At 64.6% G+C, this 26,777-nt stretch carries 29 protein-coding genes and 1 pseudogene; 9 read left to right on the forward strand and 21 right to left on the reverse strand.

The features are described 5' to 3' along the window. Positions 1 to 5: 5 nt before the first annotated feature. The 3 genes from GY937_26770 to GY937_26780 all read right to left on the reverse strand — a co-directional run bounded on the left by GY937_26770 (position 6) and on the right by GY937_26780 (position 2,540). On the reverse strand, positions 6 to 668 hold the full coding sequence (locus GY937_26770; GenBank protein MCP5060318.1) for a TetR/AcrR family transcriptional regulator: 663 nt from the start codon (positions 666 to 668) through the stop codon (positions 6 to 8). Between the two features lie 150 nt (positions 669 to 818). Continuing rightward, the gene (gene fabA, locus GY937_26775; protein MCP5060319.1) at positions 819 to 1,409 is read right to left on the reverse strand and encodes a bifunctional 3-hydroxydecanoyl-ACP dehydratase/trans-2-decenoyl-ACP isomerase; all 591 of its coding nucleotides are present in this window, start codon (positions 1,407 to 1,409) and stop codon (positions 819 to 821) included. A 63-nt stretch (positions 1,410 to 1,472) separates the two neighbouring features. After that, positions 1,473 to 2,540 carry an MBL fold metallo-hydrolase gene (locus tag GY937_26780; GenBank protein MCP5060320.1) on the reverse strand — a complete coding sequence of 356 codons (1,068 nt, stop codon included), beginning with the start codon at positions 2,538 to 2,540 and terminating at the stop codon, positions 1,473 to 1,475. 103 nt (positions 2,541 to 2,643) lie between these two features. On the opposite strand from GY937_26780, the gene GY937_26785 reads away from it, so the two are divergent. Beyond that, entirely contained in the window at positions 2,644 to 3,297 is a 654-nt protein-coding gene (locus GY937_26785; protein ID MCP5060321.1) for a class I SAM-dependent methyltransferase, read from the forward strand. Here GY937_26785 and GY937_26790 read toward each other — a convergent pair. Then, positions 3,294 to 5,024: an ABC-ATPase domain-containing protein gene (locus tag GY937_26790; protein ID MCP5060322.1), complete on the reverse strand. Its 1,731-nt coding sequence runs from the start codon at positions 5,022 to 5,024 to the stop codon at positions 3,294 to 3,296. The genes GY937_26785 and GY937_26790 overlap by 4 nt on opposite strands. A gap of 53 nt (positions 5,025 to 5,077) precedes the next feature. Between GY937_26790 and GY937_26795 the strand changes: the two genes are divergently transcribed. Further along, the gene (locus tag GY937_26795) at positions 5,078 to 5,536 is read left to right on the forward strand and encodes a VOC family protein (protein MCP5060323.1); all 459 of its coding nucleotides are present in this window, start codon (positions 5,078 to 5,080) and stop codon (positions 5,534 to 5,536) included. On the opposite strand, the gene GY937_26800 is transcribed toward GY937_26795, so the two are convergent. The 3 genes from GY937_26800 to GY937_26810 form a co-directional block, all read right to left on the reverse strand. Continuing rightward, positions 5,509 to 6,624, reverse strand: coding sequence for a PA0069 family radical SAM protein (locus tag GY937_26800; GenBank protein MCP5060324.1), 1,116 nt, complete (start codon positions 6,622 to 6,624; stop codon positions 5,509 to 5,511). The two genes, GY937_26795 and GY937_26800, sit on opposite strands and share 28 nt — an antisense overlap. A 33-nt stretch (positions 6,625 to 6,657) precedes the next feature. Then, entirely contained in the window at positions 6,658 to 9,303 is a 2,646-nt protein-coding gene (locus GY937_26805; GenBank protein MCP5060325.1) for a M1 family peptidase, read from the reverse strand. A gap of 350 nt (positions 9,304 to 9,653) precedes the next feature. Next, the gene (locus GY937_26810) at positions 9,654 to 10,124 is read right to left on the reverse strand and encodes a winged helix-turn-helix transcriptional regulator (GenBank protein MCP5060326.1); all 471 of its coding nucleotides are present in this window, start codon (positions 10,122 to 10,124) and stop codon (positions 9,654 to 9,656) included. 60 nt (positions 10,125 to 10,184) lie between these two features. On the opposite strand from GY937_26810, the gene GY937_26815 reads away from it, so the two are divergent. Further along, complete coding sequence (locus GY937_26815; GenBank protein MCP5060327.1) at positions 10,185 to 10,961, forward strand: methyltransferase domain-containing protein; 777 nt, start codon at positions 10,185 to 10,187, stop codon at positions 10,959 to 10,961. Between the two features lie 21 nt (positions 10,962 to 10,982). On the opposite strand, the gene GY937_26820 is transcribed toward GY937_26815, so the two are convergent. Both GY937_26820 and GY937_26825 read right to left on the reverse strand, forming a co-directional pair. Then, complete coding sequence (locus GY937_26820; protein ID MCP5060328.1) at positions 10,983 to 13,400, reverse strand: glycerol-3-phosphate 1-O-acyltransferase; 2,418 nt, start codon at positions 13,398 to 13,400, stop codon at positions 10,983 to 10,985. Between the two features lie 9 nt (positions 13,401 to 13,409). Beyond that, complete coding sequence (locus tag GY937_26825) at positions 13,410 to 14,717, reverse strand: amidohydrolase (protein ID MCP5060329.1); 1,308 nt, start codon at positions 14,715 to 14,717, stop codon at positions 13,410 to 13,412. A 130-nt stretch (positions 14,718 to 14,847) separates the two neighbouring features. Between GY937_26825 and GY937_26830 the strand changes: the two genes are divergently transcribed. Next, positions 14,848 to 16,305, forward strand: coding sequence for a hypothetical protein (locus tag GY937_26830; GenBank protein ID MCP5060330.1), 1,458 nt, complete (start codon positions 14,848 to 14,850; stop codon positions 16,303 to 16,305). Here GY937_26830 and GY937_26835 read toward each other — a convergent pair. Together GY937_26835 and GY937_26840 are read right to left on the reverse strand one after the other, a co-directional pair. Next, entirely contained in the window at positions 16,298 to 16,555 is a 258-nt protein-coding gene (locus tag GY937_26835; protein ID MCP5060331.1) for a hypothetical protein, read from the reverse strand. The two genes, GY937_26830 and GY937_26835, sit on opposite strands and share 8 nt — an antisense overlap. A 120-nt stretch (positions 16,556 to 16,675) precedes the next feature. Then, the gene (locus GY937_26840) at positions 16,676 to 18,061 is read right to left on the reverse strand and encodes an MFS transporter (GenBank protein ID MCP5060332.1); all 1,386 of its coding nucleotides are present in this window, start codon (positions 18,059 to 18,061) and stop codon (positions 16,676 to 16,678) included. A gap of 84 nt (positions 18,062 to 18,145) precedes the next feature. Here GY937_26840 and GY937_26845 point away from each other — a divergent pair, with 84 nt between their 5' ends. Continuing rightward, positions 18,146 to 18,523 carry a hypothetical protein gene (locus GY937_26845; protein MCP5060333.1) on the forward strand — a complete coding sequence of 126 codons (378 nt, stop codon included), beginning with the start codon at positions 18,146 to 18,148 and terminating at the stop codon, positions 18,521 to 18,523. Positions 18,524 to 19,023: 500 nt separating this feature from the next. On the opposite strand, the gene GY937_26850 is transcribed toward GY937_26845, so the two are convergent. From GY937_26850 to GY937_26860, 3 genes are read right to left on the reverse strand one after another with little or no spacing between them, the layout of a single operon-like run. Then, a complete protein-coding gene (locus GY937_26850; GenBank protein ID MCP5060334.1) occupies positions 19,024 to 19,464 on the reverse strand; it encodes a DUF4097 domain-containing protein in 441 nt (146 codons plus the stop codon). Next, positions 19,407 to 19,901: a hypothetical protein gene (locus tag GY937_26855; GenBank protein MCP5060335.1), complete on the reverse strand. Its 495-nt coding sequence runs from the start codon at positions 19,899 to 19,901 to the stop codon at positions 19,407 to 19,409. The genes GY937_26850 and GY937_26855 overlap by 58 nt, the downstream gene beginning before the upstream one ends. Before the next feature lie 14 nt (positions 19,902 to 19,915). Further along, positions 19,916 to 20,266: a DUF4097 family beta strand repeat protein gene (locus tag GY937_26860; GenBank protein ID MCP5060336.1), complete on the reverse strand. Its 351-nt coding sequence runs from the start codon at positions 20,264 to 20,266 to the stop codon at positions 19,916 to 19,918. Between GY937_26860 and GY937_26865 the strand changes: the two genes are divergently transcribed. The 4 genes from GY937_26865 (at position 20,265) to GY937_26880 (ending at position 23,159) form a co-directional block, all read left to right on the forward strand. Then, positions 20,265 to 20,675 (forward strand): hypothetical protein, encoded by a 411-nt coding sequence (locus GY937_26865; GenBank protein ID MCP5060337.1) that lies wholly within the window; start codon positions 20,265 to 20,267, stop codon positions 20,673 to 20,675. The two genes, GY937_26860 and GY937_26865, sit on opposite strands and share 2 nt — an antisense overlap. A gap of 27 nt (positions 20,676 to 20,702) precedes the next feature. Then, positions 20,703 to 20,981 carry a hypothetical protein gene (locus GY937_26870; GenBank protein MCP5060338.1) on the forward strand — a complete coding sequence of 93 codons (279 nt, stop codon included), beginning with the start codon at positions 20,703 to 20,705 and terminating at the stop codon, positions 20,979 to 20,981. A gap of 72 nt (positions 20,982 to 21,053) precedes the next feature. Beyond that, complete coding sequence (locus tag GY937_26875; GenBank protein ID MCP5060339.1) at positions 21,054 to 21,656, forward strand: HAD family hydrolase; 603 nt, start codon at positions 21,054 to 21,056, stop codon at positions 21,654 to 21,656. An 84-nt stretch (positions 21,657 to 21,740) separates the two neighbouring features. Then, positions 21,741 to 23,159: a hypothetical protein gene (locus tag GY937_26880; protein MCP5060340.1), complete on the forward strand. Its 1,419-nt coding sequence runs from the start codon at positions 21,741 to 21,743 to the stop codon at positions 23,157 to 23,159. A gap of 14 nt (positions 23,160 to 23,173) precedes the next feature. Here GY937_26880 and GY937_26885 read toward each other — a convergent pair whose 3' ends face one another. From GY937_26885 to GY937_26915, 7 genes and pseudogenes are all read right to left on the reverse strand, one after another. After that, positions 23,174 to 23,584, reverse strand: a complete 411-nt coding sequence (locus GY937_26885; GenBank protein ID MCP5060341.1) for a hypothetical protein — start codon at positions 23,582 to 23,584, stop codon at positions 23,174 to 23,176. A gap of 6 nt (positions 23,585 to 23,590) precedes the next feature. Beyond that, complete coding sequence (locus tag GY937_26890; protein MCP5060342.1) at positions 23,591 to 23,782, reverse strand: hypothetical protein; 192 nt, start codon at positions 23,780 to 23,782, stop codon at positions 23,591 to 23,593. A 275-nt stretch (positions 23,783 to 24,057) separates the two neighbouring features. Then, entirely contained in the window at positions 24,058 to 24,570 is a 513-nt protein-coding gene (locus GY937_26895) for a GNAT family N-acetyltransferase (GenBank protein ID MCP5060343.1), read from the reverse strand. Between the two features lie 82 nt (positions 24,571 to 24,652). After that, positions 24,653 to 25,147 carry a hypothetical protein gene (locus GY937_26900; protein ID MCP5060344.1) on the reverse strand — a complete coding sequence of 165 codons (495 nt, stop codon included), beginning with the start codon at positions 25,145 to 25,147 and terminating at the stop codon, positions 24,653 to 24,655. 31 nt (positions 25,148 to 25,178) lie between these two features. Beyond that, complete coding sequence (locus GY937_26905; protein MCP5060345.1) at positions 25,179 to 26,000, reverse strand: nucleotidyltransferase domain-containing protein; 822 nt, start codon at positions 25,998 to 26,000, stop codon at positions 25,179 to 25,181. A 92-nt stretch (positions 26,001 to 26,092) separates the two neighbouring features. Beyond that, positions 26,093 to 26,638 (reverse strand): annotated as a pseudogene (locus GY937_26910) (AAC(3) family N-acetyltransferase). A 28-nt stretch (positions 26,639 to 26,666) separates the two neighbouring features. Beyond that, positions 26,667 to 26,768 (reverse strand): hypothetical protein, encoded by a 102-nt coding sequence (locus GY937_26915; protein ID MCP5060346.1) that lies wholly within the window; start codon positions 26,766 to 26,768, stop codon positions 26,667 to 26,669. Between the last annotated feature and the right edge of the window lie 9 nt (positions 26,769 to 26,777).

Here is a 26,777-nt window from a genome sequence, read left to right on the forward strand (position 1 = left end):
CTCCTTCAAGAGCGAACGGGCTTGTGGTCGAATAGGGCTTCGACCAGGCGGGTGAGAAGGCGGATCTGTCGGGCGCGAGACTCCGGCGTAGAGAGGTCATCGCCGGAAACCTCGCGGTAGAACGGTGTGATCGAGTGAAAGCCGACGATCACGTGGTAGAGGGCGAGAACGAAGAGCGGGATCTCCTCCGGTTCGAAACGGCCGGCATCATCGGCTGCCCTCACGGTCTCGAAGGCCCGGCCGAAAAGCGGTGCAAACCGACGCCGGAGGACGGGTGTGAGCCTGCGTCCGCCGGTCTGGGTCTCCTGGAGAAGCAGGGCCGGGAGGTTCGGGTGGCGCTCGAGAAGTGCCATGACTTGGCTGATCACATCGGCATGTTCGGGGCGCTCATTCACGGGTGCCGCGAGAAAGCCGTTCAGGATGTCGAGCACCGGGTCTACGCCGCGGTCGAGGACCGCCGCGTAGAGCAGCTCCTTGCTCTCGAAATGGTTGTAGAGGCTCGGGATCCGCAAGCCGGCTGCAGCCGCCACATCGCGAAGGGAGGCTCCTGCGTAGCCCCTCTCGGCGAACAACGACTCCGCCGCGTCCAGGATGCGTGTCGCCGTCAGCTCTCCCTTGCGCGCGGGCGCAGAGGCAGGCTCGGTGAGAGGGGAGGCGATTTGGGACACCCGGCAATAAAAACTAACGATCGATCGCTCGTCAAGTACCCCGCGGGGAATAAGTCAACAAACGGGGACGGGGTTTACAATTGACTTGTTGAAACGGGGCAATGCCCCGTTTCAACAAGTCAATTGTAAACCCCGTCCCCGTTTGTTGACTTATTCCGTTGTCTTGCCGCCGATCGAGTTCGGAGAGTGCTTGGGGTAATCCGGGTAGTCGATTCCACGGAAGACGCCGACCTTGGCGCGCTTCAGGGTGTAGATCTCCTCGTCGTCGACGAGCACCGAGGCATCCCCGATCACGATGCTGGCGCCACTTGCCGGCAGGCTGACGAAGCGCACGATCTTCACCTCGTAGCGCACCACCTTGTTGTAGGGACGAATCTCCCCGCCGAAATCCACCTCACCCACGCCGAGGGCGCGCCCCCCACCGATTCCACCGTTCCAGGCGCAATACATCCCGAGCATCTGCCACACGGCGTCGACACCCAGGCAACCCGGTTGCACCGGGTCGCCGCGGAAATGGCATTGGAAGAACCAATCGTCGAGACGCACGTCGCGCTCGGCCGTCATCGCGCCCTTGTTGCCTTTTCGGGAGATGTGGGTGACGCGGTCGATCATCAGCATCGGGGGGATCGGAAGGCGTGTGACGAAGCCATCCGGCGGATCTTCGATCAGCGTCCCGTGGCCGAGAGCGAGAACCTCTTCCTGGTCGAAATGGTCTCGCTGGCAGAATTCGTCGTACTTCATGCCGGAGAGGTTCGCACAGGCGCATCGGGCCGTGTGTAATTTTCCTGTCGAGACGCTGGCTTCTCAGTCGCCGCTGATTTCGATCGCGTCGGACCCAGCTGGCAGGGAGACCCGAACCCCATCCTTGCCCAGCGTGAAGCCACCCTCGTAGGCGTCATCCACACCGTCCAGGAATGCTGCGGCCAAACCGGGCACCGGCAGAGCGGGAACGACGTGGTAGAAGAGCAGGTGCCTGGCGCCAGCTCTCTGCGCAGTCTCCGCGGCTTCCACCGGGGTCGTGTGGTAGTCGAGGATGTCCGTCGTGATCTTGGCCAAGGCGGTCTGCCCCTGCTCTATTGCCGCCTCGGTAATGACCTGAACGAGATGCGCCGCAAGCGCTTCATGCACCAGAAGATCGACGTCCTTGGCCATTCGCTCGATCTCGGCCGATTGGATGGTATCGCCGCTGATGACGAGGGATCGACCCGAATAGTCGAAGCGGTAGCCGACGGCGGGGTCGATGGGCGCATGATCGACCCGGAAGGCCGTCACGCGGACGCCGTTCTCGTTCCATACCACGACGGGTTCCCCGACGGCCGGGGTCGAAAACGGACGTGCCTCGAAGCCCGCTCCAGTTGGCGGCATGGTGGCCGTACCGTGGTGAGCCACCCGGTACCCCACGTCGAGGCGGTAGGCTTCATTCAATCCGGAGGCAACACGAGCGACACCTTCGGGCCCGTACAGCGGCAGGCGCTGGTCGTCGTTTCCGCCGGCCCAATGCTGGAGCGCAAGTTCGCCGAGGCCATCGATGTGGTCGGAGTGGAAGTGGGTGAGGAAGGCCGCTTCGAGGTCGCCCGGACGCAGGCCCAACGCGATCATGTTCCGTGCGGCGGAAGACCCCGCATCGACGATGAAGAGCTGCCCACCCGCCACGACGCCGATACAGGGCCCGGAGCGCTGCGGATCGGGCAGGGGACTGCCGGCGCCGCAGAGCATCAGATGCAAGCCGTCCGGCAGGGCGCCAAGCGCGTTCGCCGTGATGGCGCGGCCTGCCGCCGCCCGCATGAGTTGCATGGCGAGGGGCGCACGCAAGGCGTACACGCCCAATGCGACGATCGCGATCGCTCCCAGCATGAGTCCCTTGCGTCCCATCGCCTTCCCCTCCCGCGAATGATCGAGGCGGGAGGCTATCGCAATGGGCGGGGTCTCGAATCCGAACTACATTCAGCGGGCACGCGCGCCAGGAGTCCTCCCGATGTCCGAGGCCCCGAGGTCCTTCGTTCCCGCAGCCGGCCGTGATTGGCTCTTGCCCCTCTACGACCCGCTCCTCAGGCTGATGGGTGCAGATCGCATTCGAGCCGCGTTGATCGATGAGGTTGCGCCGCAACCCGGCGATCGGGTCCTGGATCTCGGATGCGGCACCGGCAGTCTGGCGATCCAACTCCTCACGGCTTGCCCGGAAGCAAGGGTCTGCGGGATGGACCCGGACCCCAAGGCGTTGGCGCGCGCCCGTCAAAAGGCGGCTCGGGCGGGCCTGGACATCGAGTGGCAGCAGGGCTTCGCCGATGCGCTGCCGTTCGAGGATGGCTCCTTCGACTGCGTCGTGTCTTCGCTCGTCTTCCACCATCTTGCGCCCAGTACAGTGCGCGCAGCCGTTCCCGAGATTCGACGCGTATTGCGTCCGGGCGGCAGTCTGAACGTGTTGGATTTCGGCGCAGCGGGTCACGGCCTCCACGGGCTGCTTTCCCATCTGGCGTCGCACCAGCACGGTGATGAGGATGTGGCGGGGGAGCTGCCGGGATTGATGGAGATGGCGGGGCTGGTCGAAATCGCGACCCAACCGGCCAGACGAACGCTCTTCGGTGAGCTCTTTCTCACGACCGGAATGCTGAGGGAGCAGGCCGCCTAGCGCGCGGGCTCGACACGAAGCGTCCGCAGGCGGTTCAACGCGGCAGCTACTTCGAATCGCCGGGGACGGGCCAGGTTCATGGGTCGATCGGAAAACGGGTCGAGGCCTTCTTCGTCTAGGCTCGTCTCGATCCGGTCGAGCAGATTGGCGAACGTGATCTCCGGTCCCATCCACTCTTCCCTGGCGCGCACGAGGATCTGCGCGATGGCGCGGGTCTGGCTCGGATCGACCAGCTGCTCGACCGAGCGCAAATCGATCTCGCTCGTGCCGAAGAGGAGAGCGTCCTTGCCACGCGCGTCCACCTTGACATCACGTCGACCGCGAGATGGGTCGAGGCTCCGCCGATCCGGGACCCTGTGGCGCGGTGGCTCGATCCCAGCTTTCGCTTCGCGCTGTCGCATGCCGTCGCGATGCTGCGCTGCGATGTGCTTGGCCTCTGCCGTGACATCTCGCGGTAGGTAGTCGCGCATCTCGATCACCGTATCGGCCACATCGAAGTAGTCGCCGGAACCCCCCATGACGAGCACGCTCGAGACGCCCAGGACGTCATACAGCTCTCGCACCCGATCGACGAAGGGCGTGATCGGCTCATGGTCCGGGTGCACGAGCGCTTGCATGCGTGCATCGCGCACCATGAAGTTGGCGGCCGAGGTGTCCTCATCGAGGAGCAGCAGGTCGCTGCCCGCTTCGATGGCCTCCACGATATTCGCCGCCTGGCTGGTGCTTCCGCTGGCGTCGTCGCTCTCGAATGCACGGGTCGATCGCGTCGGGCCGAGGCCCTGGGGTAGATCATCGATGAAGGCGTGGATGTCGCAGCCTGTGACGCGACGACCTTCTTCGGCACGAATCTTCACTGCCGTGGCACGAGTCGCGACCTGCTCCCGCCCGTCGCCCGGAACGTGAGGATGCACGCCTCGCTCCAGGGCTCGCAGCAGCGTCGATTTTCCGTGGTAGCCGCCACCGACGATGAGTGTGACGCCCTTCGGAATCCCCAGCCCACCGACCTCGCCTGCAAAGGGCAGGCAGACGGTGAGCCTCAGCGCATCCGGAGCCCTGAAGGGTACGGCGTTCTTCTGCGGGGGGTGATCGCTGGCGCCACTCTCCCGGGGCAGAATGGCCGAGTCCGCTACGAAAGCGACGAGACCATGCGTGTCGAGTTCGCGCTGGAGGGCCGCATGGTCTTCCGCGCATTCGAGTTGGCGGCGCGCATCTTCCTCTCCGAGCGTTTCCATTCGCAGAGCGGTTCGGGCGATGGCAGGAAGTTCGTCCAGCAGGAGTTCCTCGGCCTCACGGCCCAGCACACGGCGCCCAGCGGCAGGAAGCCCGACTTCCAATCGGGCTTCAATGAACTCGCTGCAGACCGAGGCCGCTGTCCGCTCGAGGACTTCCTGCCCGCCCGCGTCGATCTCGACCCGGCCACTCTTGCCCGAGCCCCGCCCGCCGCGCGTTTCGTGCCGGATGGCCCGAGCCACGGCACGCGCCACGAAATCCTCGAACGCGACGCGTCTCACACGATTCGAAAACAGGTCGCTCGGGATGCGTGCCGTCTGCATGGGAACCCGCAGACGCATGCGGGACGGCGCCGCGAAGGGATCGCCCTGCACGTGGTCTACGAAGAGCTGGCACCCGTTGAGTTCGTAGCGCCCGCGCTGAAGCTCCTTGTAGGCTTTGTAGCCTCGCCCATCGATGCCGCGCAGCAGCCGTTCGAGCTCCGCTTCCGAGTGCATCAGGGGGAGGATACCATGCCGTCTCGACCTTCCGCCTACCGACGGAGCCATCCATGTCTGATCTGGGTCTGACTCACGTAGCGTTCATGGTTTCCGATCTTGTTGCCAGTCTCGATTTCTACGAGCGGTACGCGGGCATGCGCACGGTGCACGACCGACGGGAACGCAACGGCGCGCGCGTCGCCTGGGTCACGGACGGCACGCGGCCCTTCGTGATCGTGTTGATCCAGGCTCCCCGGCCCGCGTTCCTGAGGCGGGCGCTTGGACGCATTGGAGCGCGCGTCGTTCCCTCGTTTGCCCACCTCGGTGTCGCGTGCGAATCCCGGGAAGAGGTCGACGAGCGATGTGATCGTGCTCGAAGAGAAGGGATCCTCGACCGGGCGGCCAGCGACCTCGGCCCTCCGGTCGGCTATTTCGGGCTGATTCGGGATCCAGATGGCCATACGCTCGAAGTCGCGTTTGGACAGGAGGTGGGACTGGCCGTTCAGGAGGGCGGGATTTCTTCTTCTTGATCCACGGAATCTCCGAATAGATCCATCTGCCGAGAGGCGCCCATGCATCGAAACCGCTTCGCGGAGAGCATGGGTCCCTGCGTGTCCAGGCCCGAGCGGCGGCAGGCAAGCCGGAAGAGTTCTTCCGTCTGCTCGGCGAAGAGGCCCTTGCCGCGGCCCCGGAAGGCGAAATTCGCATCGTAGAGTTGCCCGCCGCGCATCGCGCGTACCCGGTTCAACACTTTTTCCCTGCGATCCGGTACGTGTTGCTCGAGCCAATCGGCGAAGAGGTGTTTCACACCATGAGGCAGACGCAGCATGATCATGCCCGCGAAGCTCGCTCCCGCGTCGGATGCGGCGCGCACGATGGCCGGGATTTCATGGTCGGTCAGCCCCGGGATGACGGGCGCCACGTTCACGCCCACCGGAATCCCAGCTGCTGCGAGTTGCTCGATGGCGGCCAGCCGCTTGCTCGGCCGCGATGCCTTCGGTTCCATCCGGGTCTGCAGCTTCGCGTCGAGCGTCGTGATCGAGAGGACGACGGAGGCCGCATGGTGGCTCGCCAGCTCGCCGAGGAGGTCGATATCCCGGGTGATCAGCCAGTTCTTCGTGATGATCGCGACAGGGTTGCGAAATTCCGCCAACACGCGCAGGCAGCGCCGGGTGATCTCGAGCTTTCGCTCCACCGGTTGGTAGGCATCGGTCACGCCTGAGAAGGCGATCACCTGGGGCTTCCAGCTCGGCAAGCCGAGACGTTTGCGCAACAACTCCGGCGCTCGCTCCTTCACGAGGATATGGGTCTCGAAATCGAGGCCTGCCGAGAAGCCCAGGTACTCGTGGTTCGGGCGCGCGTAGCAATAGGCGCAGCCATGCATGCATCCCCGGTAGGGGTTCAGGCTCGTATCGAAGCCCACGTCCGGGCTGTCGTTGGTCGACAGAATGGTCCGGCTGGCGTCACGGATCAGTACCGTGCCCGGATCCACCTCGAGGCTCGGGTCGACCGGCTCGCCGCGTTCCCCGTATTGGGGCGGAAGATCCGCTGCCGTTCGTACGTAACGCAGACGATCGAAACGGTTGGGCGGATTGTTGGCTGCGCCTCGGCCTCTCATAGACGAAAGTAAAGCGAAAATCGAACGCGCCTGCTACGCCCTCTGTGCCCTGATCCACTTCTCCAGCGGCTTCCGGGTCTTCCCGTCGAAGACACGATCCAGGTCGAACTGCTCCAGCGCCTGCTTCACGGCACGCTGACCGGTCGCGACCGGATGCTCAGCGAAGAAGCGGGCAACCTCGGCGCGATAGCGACGACCGCCGAGGTTCGGGGTCGCCTCGATCGGGCGAGTCACCATCATCGGGGGCATGCGCTTTGCCAGCCGTTTCCAGCGTCGTTGCATGAAGGCCCAGGTGGCTTCGCGCGCGGCCGGGTTGCCGAGCATTCGGGTCAACAGGATGGCGACGTCCTGGGTCTTCACCTTTTCCGTGAGGCAGAGATCGAGCGCTCGCCGCACCAGGGAAGGTGCACGGAACGCGCCGAGCGCCATCAGGAAACGCCGCCGCTCCTGCGGGGTGGCCGAGGCTTCGGCCTCGACGAGGAATCGCTCGAAGAGCGCCTCGTTTCCGTCTCCGGCGCCGATGCCGACGACGGTGTCGGCCAGATTCGGATCGATCGCCGCTCGGTCATCGAGGTACGCCTCACACCGCTTCGCGGCTTCGGCACGCGTGGCTTCGCGTTCGCCCACGTGACCGACCAGATGGAGCAGCACGGCGCGCTGCAGCCTTTCGTCGTCCGTCTCCCGTTTGCGAGCATCGAGGCCGCAGGTCTCCAGGCCCGGGCCGAACGCAGACGCAATCCGGGCGCGGAGTTCTTGCTCCGCTTCGGGCCCGAGGACGCGCTTCGCGGTTTCGCATAGCTCCGCCAGCGGCCCAGCGACGGCCCTCAACACATCCGGGTCCTTCTCATCTCCAAAGGCCAACAGCAGGTCGAGCATCGGACCCACCTCTGCGTGGCCGCCGCGCACGGCTGCCCAGGCATGGCCGACCAATCCCATGCGCTCGACGGCCGAAAGCGCACTTCGAGAGGACGCCAGGGCCTGTAGCTCGGCCGGCTCGTGGAGGGGACGAAAGAAGCCACCCTCGTCCGCATTGCCGTAGAGAAAGCGCGGGCGTACCTGGGGAAGCGGCACGATGTCGCGCTTCCTCGTCATCAGGTGCCGAACGGTCCGGCTGCGTTCCTTGCCCGTACCGACGCGACCCACCCACGGGATGGGCCAGCTCGCGGAATCTCGCGCCTTGGCTCGCTTGCTTTTTCCCGGGCGCGGGGCGAAGCGTTCCTGTCGCAGCAGCAGCCGCGTCTGGCCGTCCTTGCGCTCCCGACGAATGCGAAGCAGAGGAAATCCCGACTGCTCGATCCAGGCGCGCACGATCGGCTCGATTTCCTGTCCCGATGCCTCCGACAACGCATCCCATAGATCCGCAGCCACGGTGTTGGATTCCTGGTGGGCGGCGATGTAGTTGCGCACGCCCGAGCGAAAGGACTCCGGGCCCAGATAGCGCTCGATCATCCGCACGACGGAAGCGCCTTTTTCGTAGGTGATCAGGTCGAAATTCTCGGTGGCTTCCTCGGGGTTGCGCACCTTCGTGTAGATCGGATGGGTTCCGCGCAGGGCGTCCATCCCGAGGGCCGCTGAACGGTAGTGTTGGAAATCGTTCCACATCTTCCATTCGGGCTTCCAGCCGTCGACGACGTGAAAGGCCATCCAGGTGGCGAATGCCTCGTTCAACCACAGGTCATCCCACCAGGCCATCGTCACCAGATCGCCGTACCACATATGGGCCAACTCGTGGCATACCACTTCGGCGACGCGCTTCTTCTCCTGCAACGTCACGGTGGCGGGATCGACGAGCAGCAGGGTTTCGCGGAAGAAGACCGCACCTGCATTCTCCATGGCGCCGGCTTCGAAATCGGGCACCGCCACCAGATCGAGTTTGGAATAGGGGTACGGCAGGTCGAAGTAGGCCTCCAGGCGGGCGAGGGTTTCCCGAGCCGCTTCCAGGGCAAACGCCGTGAGTGCGCCCTTGCCCGGCACATGCCAGACACGAATTTCTGTCGGGCCGCACTTCGTGGGGGCCGAGACTTCCAGATCCCCCACCGCCAGAGCGAGCAGGTACGTGGAGAGCGGCGGGGTGCGCTCGAAATGCACGGTCTTGCGTCCACGGCCCAGCGGAACGGTCTTCTCTGCCGAGCCATTGGAGAGCACCGTGTTCTCGGCGGCTGTCGTTATCGAGATTCGAAAGCGGGCCTTGAACGAGGGCTCATCGAAGCACGGGAAGAAGCGTCGTGCATCGGCCGCCTCGAGCTGGGTGAAGGCGTAGCGTCGCTCCCCGGAGCGAGCGGCATACAGCCCGCGCAGATCGCTCCGCAGCTTTCCGCGAAACGCGAGTGAGAGCGTGGCTTCACCTGCGGGTATGCCTTCGGCAAGTTGGACTTCCACCGTTTCGCGCTCGGGGCAGCGCAGGAGGCTCGCGCGCACTCTCCGACCATCGACCTCTACGCGTACACGGCTGAGACGCAGGTCGTCGGCATGGAGTTCGATGACCCGGGCGCGCCGCGCCAGTTTCAACCGGTGGACGACCTCACCCTGGAACCCGTCGCTCAGCGTCGGATCCACTTCCAGATGCACATCGACTTCCGTTGGTCGCACATGGGGCGACAGCCGGATGGACTTCCGGCGCGGAGTCGCCACCGGCTTGGCCGTTCCGGTGCTCTTCTTCTTCGTTCGCTTGGCCGCCATGGCTCCCCCTTGAAACGCGCCGGAGAATAGCCAGAGGGAGGCTCCTCGCTGCCTGCCGTACCTCGGCTTCACCAGGGGAAGGGGAGAAAAAACCGAATTATTCCGACACGTTAACCGGCAACTCCCCCTGGGGGTGGACTCTCGGCGCTCGCTGGAAAAAACGATGGGCAGGGGGTTTTTCGTGACGCAACAGCACCCGGCGCACCACGTACCTCCAAGGGCTGGCTTTTCTCGAAGGAGTTCCTGTGCCGAATCGAAGATTGTTGGGTGTTGCGCTGGCATCGTGCGCCTGGCTCGCTTCGGGCGACGCGCACGAAACTGAACGCGTCTGTGTTTCCTGGAAGGCCCGGTCAGCTCGCTGACCGGGCCTTCTGCATTTCCGGCTCCTGGTCCTTTGCGTAGGACCGGAGCCGATCGACCAGGCCTTCGCTGAAGCGGGCGAAGCGCGCCAATTCGCGTTCCGGAAGATCGCTCCAGATCACACGCAGGGCTTCTTCCCGTGCGGTGCGCAGGGCGCGTAGCCGCCGTCCTCCAGCGGCCGTCAACGAGTAGCGTCGCCGGCGTCCGTCCTCGGAGTCGATTCGGGCTCTGACGAGGCCTGCCTCCTGAAGGGCCCGAAGGGTCTTGGAGACCGCCGCCGGCGTACAGGCCCGTTCTCTCGCAAAGAGAGACGGCAGGAAGTGCTCGCTCTCGACCTCTTCGAGCATGCGCCATTCGCTCTCGCGCAAGCCAGCCTCGGCGGCCAACTGGCTCCGTCGCCATGCGAATAGATCCGCGAGCTCCTGGAGGTTCAAGATCAACCGGTCTCGGGCGTCTGCCATGGACAAATAGATTAACCTGGGTTAATCATAGGTGCAAGTTAAATAGTTGAGGAGACCCCGATGCAAGCTTCTGATCCCGGCGATGTAAACGCTGCTGTCCAACGGCAATTTGGCGCTGTCGCGGCCAACTACGGGGCAAGCCATGTCCACGCCGGCGGGCCCGATCTTGAAGCGTTGGTTGACCGTGCACTGGAGCGAGGCGCCACGGCCGTATTGGACGTGGGCTGTGGGGCAGGCCATACCGCTCTCGCCCTGGCAGCGCGCGGCCTCGACGTGGTCGCCCTGGATCTGACCGAACCGATGCTGGAACAGGGACGCAGCCTGGCGCGCGAACGCGGTCTCCGCCTCGCCTTCCAACAGGGGGATGTGGATGCCTTGCCGTTCGCGGATGCCCGCTTCGATCTGGTGACCTCCCGCTACAGTGCCCACCACTATGCGCACCCCGAGTGCGCCGTCGCGGAAATCGCACGAGTGCTACGCCCGGGAGGAGCCCTGTTGTTGGTCGATATCGTGAGCACACCCGACTCCGCTGCGGATAGCTTTCTCCAGACGATCGAGTTGGTACGCGACCCGTCTCACGTGCGGGATCACACGGCCCTGGAATGGTCCCGGATGTTGGGAGCCGCCGGGCTTCAATCTCGAACACCCCTCAGCTGGTCCTGTCAGATCGATTTCGATGCCTGGATCCGACGGATGGCGACCCCCGAGGCGGAGGAGAAGGTGCTGCGTCGGTTGCTCGACGGTGCCCCCACCGTCGCACGAGACTTCTTGCAGATCGGAACGCCGGGGCCCCACGATTTCTGCTTGACCACTGCGCTCATCGAAGCGGAGCGTTGAACTCGGGGCTGCCTGCCACGCTCAGTCGAACAGGCCCGCTTGACGTGCTCGCATCAGGGCTTCGACCGCATCCACGCGCCGAATCGCAGCGCTGAGCTCCTCTGCGAAAGCGGCTCGCCGCTGCTTCAGGTCCGCCGCCGGGTCGAGTAGACCGCGATTGCGGGCGAGCTTCAAGGCGGTGGCGAAGAGCACCTTCGAAACGGATTCCTGGCGCTTCACGTGCCGCTGCAAGGCGTACTGGCCGCCGAGAGCCAGGCAACGGTTCAGGAAGGTCGGTTCATCGATGGGGTCGTCCGGATCTGTCCGAACCAGCACATCGGCGACGACACGATAGGCCTCGAGGAAGGGGCGAAGGATGCGATGAGCGCTGAAAGGTCGGATGGTCTGGAGCACTTCGACCACGGCCTCGGCTCCCTCGTCCAGGGCATTCTCCCAGGTCGGGTCATGTAGCGAGAGTTCGCGGCGCAGCTCGTCCCGGAAGAGTTCCTTCTCTTCGAAGAAGAACTCGAATTTCAACAGGTCGCGGAGCCCCATGGCCATGTCCCAGAATTCGTGCCGGCGGTCTTCTACGTCTTCTTCGGCCGCACGCAGCAGCGCCAACTCGCCGATCGCGCCGGCGACGAAATAGTGGATCACCGAATTGCGGTAGTAGGCTGCTGCCAGATGTTGGTCGTCGGCAATGCGGTAGACCGCCTCGGGGCCCGCGTCGTAGCGAACCAGGAGTCCGCCTTCCGTGAGTTCTTCGAGGATCGTGGCGACTCCCTTCTCACTCGAAAGATCGAGCGGCTCGGTGGTGGCGAGTCCCCTGCGCCCGACGTAGCCGACCAGGTTGGCCAGGGCGGCGACCATCTCTTCCGCCGTGAGCGCCCGATCGCCGCGCCCGAGCAGGGCCAGGCAGACGAGGGAGATGGGGGTGATCGGTGTGGCCTGGTTGATGCGAACGCATACCTCGAAGGCGAGCTTCTGGAGCGCCAGGTTCTCTTCGTCGGGGTCGGGCTCGGAATCGGGATTCGAAGGGCCGAGGCTGGCGGCCAGGGAGATCGGCTCCCCGAACCGGATCACGATCTTTCCCATGCTGCGGGACATCCGGCGCAGGATCTTCAGGAACCAGAAGAAGCCCTCGCTCTCCTTCACGCCACCGCGAGCTTCGTTCGCGTAGTCCCCAACGTCGGAGATCTGGTCGTAGCAGATCGAGACGGGCACCAGCTGAACGTCCTCGCTGCACCCTCGCCGGTAGGCGTCCACCACGTAGGCGAGCATGCCGAAGCGCGGCGGCAGGAGCTTGCCAGAGCGGGACCTTCCGCCCTCGATATACCACTCGAGGGAGAAGCGTTTCTCGATCAGGTAGTCGACGTAGTGACGAAGAACGGCCTTGTAGACCGGGTTGTCCTTGAAGGTGCGCCGGATGAAGAAGATTCCGCTGCGCCGAACGAGGGGGCCCAGCGGAAAGAAGTTCATGTTGATGCCGCCCGCGGTGTGATTGGGCGGAAGACCCTTCTGGTGGAGGAGGGATTGGAGCACGCCGTGGTCCAGATTCGATTTATGCGTTGGCAAGAAGACCACGGGATGTTGTTGGAGCTGCCCCCGCAAGTTCTCGATCTGGGCGGGCAGATGGTGGAGCACCCGGCCGTAGGCGCGGGAGTACATGAATGTCCAGAGCTGGACGATCAGGTCGATCACGAAGGGGCTGTGGCTGGCGGCGATTTCCTTGAGGTAACGGGCGGCTTGCTTTGAAATGGCGGCATCGCTCTTGCCCAGGCTTCGCGCCAGCCCGGCCAGCTCTCCGCGGAACGCGGGGCGCGATAACAACTCATCGGAGACGAATCGCGGCACCTTGTAGCGCGCGCCCCGGAGCCGGCGTTCCGCGCGCTCGAGCGCAAGAGCGGCTTGGCGCGCCACGAAATCGGCCAGGCCGATCGTGCTTCCCATGTCGCCACCCGCGGCTTCGCGCCAGCGCCGACGCAGATCGGAGGCCGGTGCTGGCTCCCCGGTGACGATTCGGCAGCGCTCGGGGGCGCTCCGGAGGATCCACCGAGCTCGCAAGAAACCCGGGTCGCGGGGATCTCCGAGCTTCAGGATGTCCGAAAGGCGCGCGGTGCGTTGGCCGTCGCGGGTGACGGGAAGCCAGGCGACGCGCAGCGGTGACAGCATGGGATCATCGCCGGCGGCCAGGGTCGGCTCGAGCCCCGGGTCGATGCCACTGCGGCCGCGCCTTGGCGACGGGATACGCAAGATCTCCACCTGGTCAGCGGGGTGATCGTCCGGGCGCGCGCGATCGATCCAAGAACGCAGCATGCGCTCTTCGAGGCCACCGGCGGCCTCGATCAGGAAGCTGATCCTCCTGTTCCCACTCGACTGCCATTTGGGCTCCCGGGGCGCGCTCGCATCTCCAGCGATGCCCGCCAATTCCGGGACAGCGGGCGCACTCGGTTCAGCCATGAACCCAGCTTACCTCGCCTGTGCCTGGCCGGTGCCGTGAATCAGCAGGTCCGAGGTGGTGAGCACCATGGCCCTTACCCCGAGCGGAAGCGCGCTCTCGTCGATCACGAAGCGGGGCGAGTGGTTCGGCGCCGCATCCTGTTCTGGCAGCCCCGGTTTCCGGATCCCGAGCCAATAGTAGACACCGGGGACTTCACGCGAAAAGAACGAAAAATCCTCGGCCCCGGTTCGAAGCAGACCGCGTACCACGCCTTCGGGCCCAGCGGCCCGTTCGAGCGCTGGTCGGATCCGTTCGGTCAAGGAAGCATCGTTGTAGGTGACCGGGTAGCCAATGCCGATTTCCACCTCCGCTTTGGTGTCGGCGCTCTCTGCGATCTTGGTGGCGGTTTCCTCCACCATTCGATGGAGCTCGGCTTGCATCGACGGCTCGGTGTGCCGGATCGTTCCGAGGAGTTCGACTTCGTCCGGAATGATGTTGCCGCGCACACCGCCGTGGATCGCGCCAATCGAAACGATCGAGGGGAAGCGCGCATCGGCGCGGCGCCCCGGAATCGCCTGCAATGCGAGGACGATCCTCGAGGCCACCGTGATCGGGTCGATCCCGAGCCAGGGATAAGCCGCATGGGTTTGACGGCCGCGCACGCGGATATGAAGTCGATCCGAGCCGGCCATGGCGCCTCCGGAAACCACGGCGATCTTCCCGGCTTCGTACTGGGGAACCACATGCAGCCCCAGAACGACATCGGGTCGCGGATCATCGAACACACCCTCTTCGAGCATCAGCCGTGCGCCGCCTCTTTCGCCAGCCGGCGCGCCTTCCTCAGCAGGCTGGAAGACGAAGAGCACGTTGCCCGGAAGCTGGTCCCGGTGGGCCGCCAACACCTCGGCGGCGCCCAGCAGGATGGCCGTGTGGGCGTCGTGGCCGCAGGCGTGCATGACGCCGACGTCGGTGCCGTTGTAGGTCGATCGAACGCTGGAGGCGAAGGGCAGGCCCGTCTCCTCGGTGACCGGCAGGGCGTCCATATCGGCGCGCAAGGCGACCGTGGGCCCAGGGCCGCCGCCACCCCTCAAGACACCGACGACGCCCGTGTGTGCGATTTCCCTGCGGACCTCGAGGCCCAGCCCTTCGAGCACCGATGCGACCACTCCGGCGGTGCGGGTTTCCCTGTTGGAGAGTTCGGGATGGGAGTGAAAATCCCGCCGCCAGGCCTGGACCCTCCCTTCTCCTGCGGCCACGGCGCGCACGAGGGCCGTTTCGAGTTCACCCGCCTCGTTCGGTTGAGCTCCCAGGAAGACCAGCAATGCCGCCCCTAGCATGAATCTCGTCCAGCCCTTCAGCACGGCGGCTTCCTCCTTCTGACCCGACGGCGTTCGGGCGCTTCGAAGGGTAACCTCCTTTGGGCCCGGTGAATCTCCTGGCCCAACGCGTACGAAACGAGAGGCGAGCATGACCCAGCCCACGATCATTGACCCGACGGATGACCCTCGCGCCTCGCTGCGCAGCCCGAAGGAGACTTGGCCGGCCATCCTGGCGGGATTGCTCTGGTTGTCTCATGCCTTCGATGCGGGCTGGCTCGGGTTCGCCGTAGCGGCGCTTCCAGGCGCATTGCTCCTGGGGACAGGCGTTCCCGCGTTCCTGCTGCCCGGCGATCTTCGGCTGCATCAGTTCATGGCGCTCGGCGGCCTGCTCGGGGTCGTGCTCGGAATCGGCGCGGTATTTGCCGTCGGTCCGGGTGCGGGCCTTCTGCTGATCGCCTTGTCCGGAGCTTCCGTGGTAGCTGCGGGCCATCTGACCGCGGCCATGACACCCTCGACTCCCGATGTACCCCAGAGCCCGCTCACCTGGCGAAAGGCCGCAGAGGTGGCGGGCGACGATGTGATTCTTTCTTTCATGGCTTCGACTCTGCAGATACCCAACGGAGGGGAAATCGCGCAGATCGCCCGGGAGGCCGAGGAGGCCCGTGCCCAGTTTGCCGAGCGCGGCGTGTTGGAGAAACCGGCCTCGTATCATCGCACGCCACCCCCTCTGGAATCCCCGACGCTCTCATCCGCTCGCGCGGGTGGGGTCGACTATCAACACTTGCGTTTCGAAAGCGGGTACGAGCCGCCGGTCGATGAGCCCGGGCGCGATCGCTGGCTTTCCTACACGCCGACCCGAACTGCACACGGCTGGTTGCTGCAGCATGATGCCCCCGATCGCCCGTGGATCATCTGCATCCACGGCTACCAGATGGGTGCACCGCTGATCGATCTCTCGGCCTTCCGTGCCGCCGAGCTGCACCACGAACTCGGCATGAACGTCTTGCTTCCCGTTCTTCCGCTGCATGGCCCACGCAAGATCGGCCGCATCTCAGGCGACGGTTTCTTGACGGGCAACGCAATGGACTCCGTGCACGCCATCTCCCAGGCGATGTGGGACATCCGGCGGATGATCGGCTGGATTCGTGAACGCGGCGGGGAGCGGATCGGTGTCTACGGGCTCTCGCTCGGCGGCTACCACACTGCGATGCTGGCGAGCCTCGAGTCGGATCTCGCCTGTGCCATGCCCGGGATCCCCGCCACGGATTTCGCGGATCTGATCTGGCGTCACGGTCCGCCGACGATGCTTCGCTCCGTGGAGGAGTATGGCATCCACCCGGATGTCATGCGGGAAGTCATGACACCGGCGTCCCCCCTGGCCCTGGAACCTGTCGTCCCCAAGGAACGCCGCACGATCTTTGGCGCGACCTGCGACCAGCTCGTTCCTGCCCACCAGGTTCGAGACCTGTGGGAGCATTGGGATCGCCCGCGGATCGAGTGGTACCCGGGAGCGCACCTCAGCTTTGGCCTTCACGAGAATGTGCGCCGGTTGATCCGGGACACCTTCCAGAACGCAGAGCTTACCGCTTCCGCGGGGATCAGCTGAGGACGAGTTCCACCGGGTTCCGGTCGAGGCCCGCCGCGATCAGGCAGAGGACGGAGTAGGGGACGGGCTCGTTCGCTTCCTCGACGCCTTCGAGCACGTTTCGGCTGATGGTTTCGCGCCGCCCGCTTTCACGGAAGGTGGCCTCCGAGATGGCCGCAACCAGGGCACGTCGGCTCCAGCCGCGATCATGGCGCAGGCCGCGTATCTGTAGGCCATCCGGGATCACGGGCGTTTCGTCGTCGAAGGACACCGGGGCAGGCTAGCCGAAAACTCTCGTGTCGATGCTCGGCTCTTTCTCTCGGTGAATGCTGATGCTGGCTCGCGTCTGGCCGGGTTCGATCCCTGGCTGTCGTACCTGGATCCGTTTCGGCTATCCGCGGTCGGTCGACTGCGCTCTTCGCTGTTCGAGCTCCTGGAGGATCTCCGTGTGGCGGGCTCGGCCAAGCGGGTAGCTGAGTGCCACGATGGCGGCGAGGAAGACGAAGATACCCGGGATGATCGCAGTGAATGCTCGGATCCACAGCACTGGCGCTTCCTCGACGGGCTGACCGCCGCGATAGCCCGCCCAATCGAGGACGGCGAAGGCCACTGCGACTCCGAGGGCGCCGCCGAGCTTGCGCATGAAGGTGAACAGGCCGAAGTAGATGCCCTCGCGGCGCTCACCGCTTTCCAGTTCGTCTTCATCGACGACTTCGCCGAGCATCGACCACGGAATCATGTCGGCCGCGGCATACCCCACCCCGCCGATGGCGGCACCCAGGAAGACGACCCAGGAGGGCCAATCCGGCTGGGCGATGAACAGGAACGTCTGGGATCCGATCCACCAGGCGGCACCGAAGAGGAAGATCGTGCGTTTCTCCGTGCGTCGGGAGATCGCAGCCCAGATGGGCAATGCGACGGCAACCATGACCATGAAGATCATCAAGGTCGGCGTGAAATCCTCGGGCCGCTGCATGCGGTAGGTGAAGAAGAGGATGAACATGCTGGAGGTCAGGTCGATGGCGATGCGGCCCAGCAGATACAAGCCGGCAAGGATCTGGTAGGACTTTCGTCGCACGATCGAGCGGACGCTGGCCACGAAGGGCGCCTGCGGCGATTCCATCGCACCGCGCCGCTCGAACGTGACGGCGTGGACGAAGATCCAGGGCAGCATCGCGTAGAGTCCTGCTGCAATGCCCATCCGTTGGTAGCCGGGGCTGCCGCCACCGAGACTCGAGGCAACGAGCGGAAGGGTGGCGGCGAGCATCGCGCCGAGGATGGCACCGACGGCCCGCGCGGCATTGATCGATGTGCGCTCGTCATAACTCGACGTCATCTCGGGGATGAGCGACATATACGGAACCGCGATCACGGTACTGGCCAGGCTGAAGAACACGTAGGCGCCTGCGTAGTAGGCGAATTGGGCATGGCCCTCGGAAGCGGGCACCGCCCACCACAACGCGCCGAAGGACAGGCCGAAGGGGACCATTCCGATCAACAGGAAGGGGCGTCGGCGGCCCGCCTTCCATGTGATGCCATCGGACAGGCGCCCCATCGCCGGGTCGGTGATCGCATCGACGATCCGGCCGATCAACGGAATCAAGCCGGCCAGGGCGGGCCTCATGCCTGCGACTTCCGTCAAGAACGCCGGGAAGACCGAGAGCAATGCGAAGAGCGCCAGATTCACCGTGTGGTCGCCCAGGGCGTAGACCAGCTTGGTGCGGAGCGGCAGGATGGTCAGACCTTCCTGATCCCCGTTTTCAGCTCCGGCGGCCATGCGCCTCCCTCTCGGCGCACTGGCGCGCCGGCCGGAGCGTAGCCTGGGCTCCGCGTTCTGGGGGAGAGGCGCTAGCGTTGGGTCATGAGGCTTTCGTTTCTCGTAGCCCTGGTCGCGCTCACTGCTCTGATGGGTTGGAGCGTGGTGGCAGGAGCCGGTTCCGTCGATCCGAAGACGGAACGCGAAGCATGGAAGGAGAATTGGAACGCCCGGGTCGACGCACACGAGAGGCTGCGGGAACACCCCTGTGGCGATTTCGAGTTCGATCCCTGGGCCGACGCATTCCTCGCCGGCTGCCAGGGAGGAGACGCCCCGAAGCAAGCCAAGGCGGTCTGCAAGAGACGCATGGATTGGGTCTGGGAGCGCTCTCGCCAATGCGACGTCTGGCAGGAGTGGCTCCTCCGAAACCACCAGAAGCACGAACGCAGCAAGGCCGAGGAACCCCCCACCCACGTGAAGTAGACATCCGACCCTCCTCCGGCCGAGAAGGGGGCCGCTTCGCTTCTTGTTTCGGATCGCGGGGCGGGGGGCGGCCAGCGCGGAATGGCTCGGCCGGGGCTTCTAGGGCCGCGTTCGACCTGGCCGCGGGTTCGCTTACGCGGCTTTCGCCGCTAGCGAACTTGCGCACGCTCACCCGACGAGATGCCTGCGCTCTATTTCCTTGCTGGCCGCCCCCCGCCCCCCGCCCCGCGACCAGCCGTGCAAGCGACTGGGTTCGCTTCGGCGGGGCTGGGTACAGGCCGGGCGGAAATAAAGCGCAGGCATAGAATCCGTTCGGCGTGCGCGTAGGTTGCCGGCGGCGAAAGCCGCAAAGGGCAACACCCAGTCCAGCTTTCTACGCGTCCACCCGATCCCCGGCCGAGCCATTCCGCCCGGCCTGTACCCAGCCCCGCCGACTCGAGGGCCACACCCGAGAAGCGAAGCGGCCTCCACCGCGGGCGAGGCGCACTCCGGCAGAGAGGTCAGCGGACCTGGATTTGGATGTTTCCGCCCGAGGTGTCGAGGGAGAGGGAGGGGCCGCCTCCGCCGACCTTTCCTTTGATCTCGGAGCGGGCGCTCTCACCTTCCAGGTGCAGTTCGTCGTCCAGTTCGACTCGTCCGCCACTGGTCTTCGCGTCCAGGTCGAAGCCCAGATCCGGCGGTACTTCGACCTGGATCGAGCCTCCGGATGTCTCGAGCTTGCCCTCGGGCTGGCCATTGAAGCGAACCTCGATGGGGCCGCCGCTGGTCTTGGCCCTGACTTCACCTGACGCTTCGCGAACCCGGATGCTGCCTCCGCTCGTGTGCACATCGACATCTCCGGTGACCTCCGAGACGTGGATCCTCCCGCCGCTCGTTTCTGCATTCAGGTCGCCGTCAATCTCCTGGGCCTGGATCCGGCCGCCAGAGGTCTCGATGTCCACATTGCCCGTGTCTGCTCCAAGCCGATTCTTCCGCCGCTCGTGTGTGCACGGACGTCGCCGTGGATGTCTTCGATGTCGATCCGGCCTCCGCCCGTTTCCAGATCGAGCGAGAACCTCGTGGGTACGCGGACGTGGATGCTCACCTTGCCCGAGAACCAGCCCAGGAATCCGTCGCTTCGTCCGTGAACGAAGATCTCGTCCTCGCTCTCATCGACCTCGAAGCGGAAGCGCCCGCTCGAGCGGCCGTTCAGCTCGACGCTCGATTCGTCGTGGCTATCGATTTCGATGCGTCCGCTGGGTAGCTGGATGCGAAGCCGTCCGCCGGTCTCCATCGGGATCGTCGCCTCGAGGTCATCAGCGGAGCCTGTGTTCGGAATCACCAGGATCAAGAGCAGCCCAAGGGTGGCGGCTGCAACCGTTCGTAGTCTCTTCGACATGATCATCCTTTCGCCTAACGTCCGTGTACGCGGATCCAGCCGCGAGAGCTGCGGATCAAGAGCCGCGGGCCGCCTTTTCCGAGGGCGCCCTGGGCGCGGTTTTCCGTCGTTTCGAGGTTCGCAGCGAGGCCCTCGGCAATCTCGACCTTGCCCCGGGTCACGGCTGCGTCCAGTTCGGCATCGGCATCGGCCGGAAGCTGGACGTCGATGTTCCCCTGCTCTGCGACCAGGCCGCCGACAGGTGCTCCGACGAAGCTGACCGCCAGTTGCCCCTCTTCCGTGCGCGCCTCCACCGGGCCCGCGGCCTCCGAAACCTCGATGTCTCCTGAGAGGGTCTTGGCGATGGCGTGCCCGCCTACATACATGCTCGAGGTGGATCCCGCCGTTCGTGGATCGCGCCTCGACATTGCCCGAAACCCAGACGGCCCGGATGCCACCATCACTGCAGCTCGCATCCAGGTCGCCGTTGATCTCTTCGATTTCTGCGTCGCCATCCTGCACGCGAAGCTTGACCGGGCCTTCGATGCCGCGTACCTCCACGTCGCCGTCCTCGGTGCGCAAGCGGACGGAGCCGACGAGGTCTTCGATCCGGACCGGGGCACCCTTCGAGCGGACATCGATGGACGTCTTCTCGGGTACCCAGATGCGAACTCGTATGTTCGGCCCTCCGAACAACCAGGAACTCGCACCGGTAACGCGGATTTCGATCCGCACTCGGCCCGCCCGTTCTTCGAGTCTCGGCTCGACATTCCAGCTGCCCCAGCCGTCGGATAGGACTTCGACCCGCACCTCATCTACCTGGTGGCTGCGCAGGGTCAGGCTGCCCGGATCCGGACGGAGCCCTTCGCCGAGATCGAATTCCACTTCGACCGTTCCACCGGGGGCGTCGGGGAGGGCTTCCTCCCAGGTTTCGGCCAGGCTCGGCGTGCCGAGCAGGGCCACGGCCAGGGGCATGGCGAGGAGGAGGACGAGCCGGTGGGGCATGGTCGCGTTGAAAAGCAAGCGGCGTGCCATCGGGGAGGGGCCCTCGGGAGCGGCGTACGGCGCCTGGAGGCCGCCGCGACACCGGAAGTGGATTGAAAGGTGCAGGGTCGGTGCTGCAGCCCGCAGTGTCCAGCCTGCGCCAAAGGCCCGGGTTCCTATTCTGCCGAGATGACGAATGCCCGGGTTGCCGCTGTGCTCTTCGATCTCGATGGCGTACTGATCGATTCCTATCAGGTCTGGTTTTCGCTGCTGAATGGGGCCAGCTCGGATTGGGGTTACCCGGCCATCTCGGCCGGGGTCTTCCATGCATGCTGGGGGCAGGGATTGCAAGCAGACCGTGAGCGCTTCTTCCCGCACCAATCCATTCCGGAGATCGAGGCCTACTTCGAGGCTCATTTCAAGGATCACTGGGCTCGTCTCGAGACGACGCCCGAGGTGCCGGCCGTCTTTGCCCACATCGCGAAGCGTGGGCTCCCAACGGCCGTGATCACGAATACGCCCAATCCCCTGGCCAGCGAACTCGTGGAGCGCGCGGGGGCAAAACCGGATCTGGTCGTCGGGGGAACGGATGTCGCTCGTGCAAAGCCAGCACCGGACATGGTTCTCTACGCAGCTGAGCGCCTTGGCGTCGATGTTGGGCAAAGCCTCGTCGTGGGAGATTCAGCCTACGATCGCGACGCGGCACGAGCCGCAGGAAGCCGCTTCGCCGGGCTTGGGATCGAGGGCGACATCACGCTGAGGCAGCTGGACGAGTTGCGCGCATTCCTCTGAGGGCCTTCCGTTCGGGAGAGGTCGGGTATTCAGCAGCTTCGATCCGGTACCCTGGCGCCGTCCTTCAGCCCCTCGGGAGGTGGATTGGAAAGCACCGAAAGGGAAGACATCGAACGCGCCCCTGGGCCCGTCAGGACGCCTTCCGAGCGCGTTCCCCATTCGGTCATCGTCACCTACTGCCTACCGACCGTCGGCTCCGGCTTCATGTTCCTGCTCTTCAGCCTCTACATGATGAAGTTCGCGACGGATGTGCTGCTCATCGCTCCGGCCGCCATGGGAACCATCTTCGGGCTGTCACGGATCTGGGATGCGATTTCCGATCCGGTCGCTGGCTATCTCAGCGATCGAACCCGGCACCGAACGGGGCGCAGGCGCCCGTGGATCTTCATGTCGCTGTTCCCGATCGGCCTGGCGTACTGGATGGCGTGGAGTCCACCCATGGCGCTCTCGGGCGGGGAACTCACGGCCTGGACGGCGATCGGTGTCTTCGGCTTCTACTCGGCGATGACGATCTTCGTCGTTCCACACCTGTCGCTGGGTGCAGAGCTCACGAGCGACCATCACGAGCGCAGTCGGATTTTCGGCGCCCGCCACGTCGGCTGGACGGTCGGCTCGATCCTTGCGCTCTTCGGGATGGCGTTCCTGATCCGAGCGGAAGGCATTTCGATCGAAGCGTCGCGGATCGCTGCGTCGCAGCTCGCCGTCGGAGTTGGAATTGCGACCGCGGCAATGATCGGGTTCGCGGCGTTCCGGCTCCGGGAGCGCCCGGAGTTCCAGGGACGAGGTGCCGAGAGACCTTTTTCGGCTCTCGCGGACGTCTGGGGGAACGTCCATGCCCGGCTGCTGTTGACCGTCACCCTGATCGAGAACCTGGGTGCTGCAACGATCGGCGTCCTCACGTTGTATGTCGCCGAGTACGTCGTTGGTGCCGGGCATCTCGCTCCCATCGTCATCCTCTGTTACATGGTTCCGTCTGGTGCTCTCGTACCGCTCTGGATTCCCCTCTCCCGGCGGTTCGGCAAGAAGCGCCTTTGGATCTGCGCGCAGTTGCTTACCAGCGCTTCGTTCGGCGGGATGTTCTTCCTCGGCACCGGTGACATCATCATGATGGGGTTGCTTGCCGTCTCGGCCGGGGTGGCGGCTGGCGCAGGTGGCACGCTCTCGCCGTCGCTACAGGCCGATGTCATCGATTTCGACGAATACCAGACCGGCGAACGGAAAGAGGGTGCCTACTTCTCGGCCTGGAGCTTCATCTACAAGTCGGCCTACGGGGTGACCTTGATGCTCACCGGCTACGTGTTGCAATTGAGTGGGTTCGAGCCGAATGTCGACCAGACCGATGCCGTGAAACTGGCGCTCCGCACGCTCTACGGCGGCTTCCCGTTCGTCTGCTATCTCGCCGGAGCGCTCTTGCTTCGCACGTTCGCTCTCGACGAAGGGGAGCATGCGCGTATTCGCGAAGAGCTCTCGACGCGTGGTTCCGATCGGCCGGAAGACAAGTAGAGGTTCGGGCCGGCCTAACCGTCTTCGGTTGCTTCAAACTGGTGATCGAGGTGGGCCACACGCGGAGGTTCACCGATCCATTCCGTGAGCAGGCGGACCACGGTCGATTCGAGTTCGTCGAGGGCGGGTGTGTCCACGACCCGGCTCATGAACAGCATCCGCTTGACTCGGGAAATGAGATGAATTCGGAAGTCGCCCGTAGCGGGATCATCACAACAGATGTCGATGGCGAGAGAAACCGGCCCACGCCAAAACCAGATGAACCAGCCCCAATCTTCCTGGTTCGCTCGAACGTGCTCGTAGCGTTCCCGAATGGTGGGAAGAAGAACGTCCGATACGACGTCGCCGCCGAAACAGCACTCGTTGATGTACTCGTCCGCGTCATTGCTCTCGACGCGTTTCGTGAACGAAATCTCGTAAGGCAACGCTCTTCAGCCTGGTGTCGTTCGCCCGTCAGGGTGCGAACGCTCGAGCTCTTCCACTCGTTTCGAGAGCGTTTCGATCTTCTGGCACAGCAGGAAGAAGACCACGGGCAGGAACGAGAAGAAGGCCGGAGCCGCCGATTCCCAGCGGCCAGAGGCGAGGCCGGCCATGGCGATCACGCAAAGGGCGGCCGCAAACATGGCCGGTCCCCATTTTTCTCGCATTGTCGGACCTTTCAGCCGGAAGCCGGCAGCTCATCCGGGCGTCCGGCGTGGAACCCGGTAGTCAGGGTGCGTGCGTCCTGCACAACTGCGGATGACGAGCCTCCTGGTTCAATGATTGCGTCGCGGGACGATCCAACACATGTGGACGCTCACTGATCCACCGGTTGCATCATCTTGCTCCCGTCTGAACCCCCTGGACACGGCTCAGGGGCAGCGCCACGGTCCTATTTCGTGACGGTACCATGCCTCGATCAGGGCCGATCGTAATCCGTGCTCGCGACGCGATAGACGAGCCTGTCAGGGCCGTCAGAGGCGATTTCGCGAACACCTCCGATCCTGAGAACGGCCCGCTGGGATCGGATGTTCTCGGGGCTGACGAAGAGGACCACCGATTCCACGTAGCGGAAGGCGTGGCGAAGCATGAGGGCCTTCAGTTCGCCATTGTACCTGCCGCCCCAATGGGATCGGGCCAGAAAGGTCCAGCCGATCTCGACCTCGCTTCGTCGCTCGTCGTAGCCATGGAATCGCGATGAGCCGATCACCCGGCCGGTCGAAACCTCGCTGGCCAACAATGCGCCTCCCGACGCCAGTGACTCGCGAAAGAACTCGTCGAATACCGGCCTCTCGTGCCGTGTCTTTTCGGGGTGCTGTTCCCAGATGAGCGGATCGGCGGCAACAGCGTAGAGATCTTCCCGGTCTTCTTTCCGAAGAGGCACGAGCTCGACGAGCCTACCCCTCAGAGTGGGTTGGTCGTCGAACGGCATCGCCGTACTCCCATGAAACCGACATGCGAGAGGATCGGGGTCCGGATGCCAACGCAAGGCAGGCAGGTGAAGTGTTGCATCGTCATCCGCTGGTTTCCTCCGGCCTGCCATGGTCCGAGGAAGGAGAGCCTTCCGGGCGTTTCGGTTGGAGCATCTCGTCGAGGCTGGCCGCACACGCTTCTGCCGCTGATGCGGCTTCCTTTCCGGATTCGGAAGGTCCCTCCCGGCCTGCACTCGCGACCAGTTCGTTGAACTCCTCCGGACTCTTTCCCTTCGAAAGGGCGCTCAACAGGCACTCGCAGTAGGGTTGGCAGACAGCCCCCTGGTTGCCGTCGGCAACACAGCCTTTCTGGCAACCCCCGAGGAAGCTGGAGGTTCTGCCATCGAGAGGTTCGGCTGAGGGAAGAAGCGTTCCGGCGAGAACGGCGGCTGCACCGAACAGGACGAACGCGCCGAACAGGTTGGGGGCGCCGTGGCGAACGCCATTCCGCACGAGTTGAAACAGCGCTCTGAATCCAAGGAACAAGGCCGCAAGGATCAGGCCGACGACGGCTCCGCCTATGAAAGTCTCCGACACGTTGGTCCTCTGCTGCGCCGCGAATGCGGCATCAGGGTGGGTTGGTTTCGAACTGGATGAGTTCTTCCCAGAGGCTTCGCTCTCGAGCTTCGCCGTCGGCTCGGATCCATCCGCCAGACGTCTCGTCAGGGCCCCACAGCTGCCCGACGGGGGAGAACGCGTGCGTCACGAGGCGTTCGTAGTGGCGAACCTTGTGTTCGGGTGACGTCTCTCGGCTAGCGGCAGCAAGCGCTTCGAGGAAATCGGGATCCTCCTGTTCGAGCCACTCGACCGCTGTCTTCTCGCCTTGCCAGGGATGTCCGCGACAGGCGAGGTAGTCGGCGAGCACGGCGGATAGCGCACCGAGTAGAAGGAACTCCAATGCCAGCCGGTAGGAAGACCCACTGGCTCCCAGCCAGCGGCGCGTCTTGACCAACGTGAAGTTGGCTTCGACCCAGCGGAAGAAGATCTCGGAATCCGCCGGGCCCGATGCGGGAGGAGCATCGGCAGCGGTGTCGGCCAGAGCCTGGAAATCAGCCGACTTCGAGAAGACGCTCCTCCCCGTTCCCAGCCAGCGAAGCAGGTCGGCGTCCTTCTTCGACGTCGCGCCCTTCGCCGACAAGCGGCGGATTTCAGCGCGATTCATGAAGATGACGTCGGTTGGACGATGCTCGACGTAGGTGAACTCCACATCGAAAGCGGGCCCGTCCGCCGTTGCGACGAGGATGTCGAAATCGCTCCAGGGAGCGACGTTCCCTGCGGTCGATCCAAGCAGCGCTGCGCCGATGACTCGCTCGTGGCGTTCGAGTCGTCCCAAGACGTCCGCGAGCGCCAATGAGGCCGAGCACGCGAGGAATGTCTGGAATCGAGGCATCGGGTTCCTTCATTGCTGCGCCTTGCTCGGAGGAGGCGGCCAATCAAGCAGACGGCCTCATTCCACGAGCGGCTCTCTGGGGGCGTTGGGGATCAGGGACGAATGTTCGGAGCGAGGATAGTCTCCAGCCACTCCACGGCGAATTCCACGAAGGCTGCCGCTTCGAAGAGCTCCGCTGCGCAACTGCCTACACGCCCCGATCGTGCGTGGCCCGCCGCCAGGAAGTCCACGAGGATCTGGGGGAAGTAGTCACCCCCTTTCCATTCGGCGATTCCGTTCGAATCGTCGAGGCCTTCGATCCAACACTCCCCAGAGTCCGCTCGTACATAGCGGCGTCGGACGCGGCGTTTGTCTGGAACTGCCGCCAGGTATTCCGCCCAATGGGTCAGGGTCACGGTGTCGAGGTCCGCTCCGAGGCGTAGGACCCTTCCTCCCGCACCCGCGAACCTCGAAAGAACCGAACCGGGGCCGTGGTAGTCGTTGTGTGGAACGGGCTCCAGGAGTTCGGCAGCATCGGGCCCCAACGCTCCGTAGCGCGCGGCTGCGTGGTCATTGACCCGGGTTCCAGGCCGCTGGCGGAAGACCTCGGCCAGCACGCCCATGTCTTCGTCGGCCTCAGAGGAAAGCGCATCGAAGGGATCTTCCCCGGGAAAAGTGGACGGGTTTTCAAGCTGCTGAAGTCATCGTCTCATATTCGTCGGGCGAGTGGTAGCCGAGCGTGGAGTGCATGCGGGTCGGGTTGTAGAAGCCCTCGATGAAGTCGAAGATGGCGAGACG

The sequence above is a fragment of the bacterium genome (assembly GCA_024228115.1).
Lineage (GTDB): Bacteria > Myxococcota_A > UBA9160 > UBA9160 > UBA6930.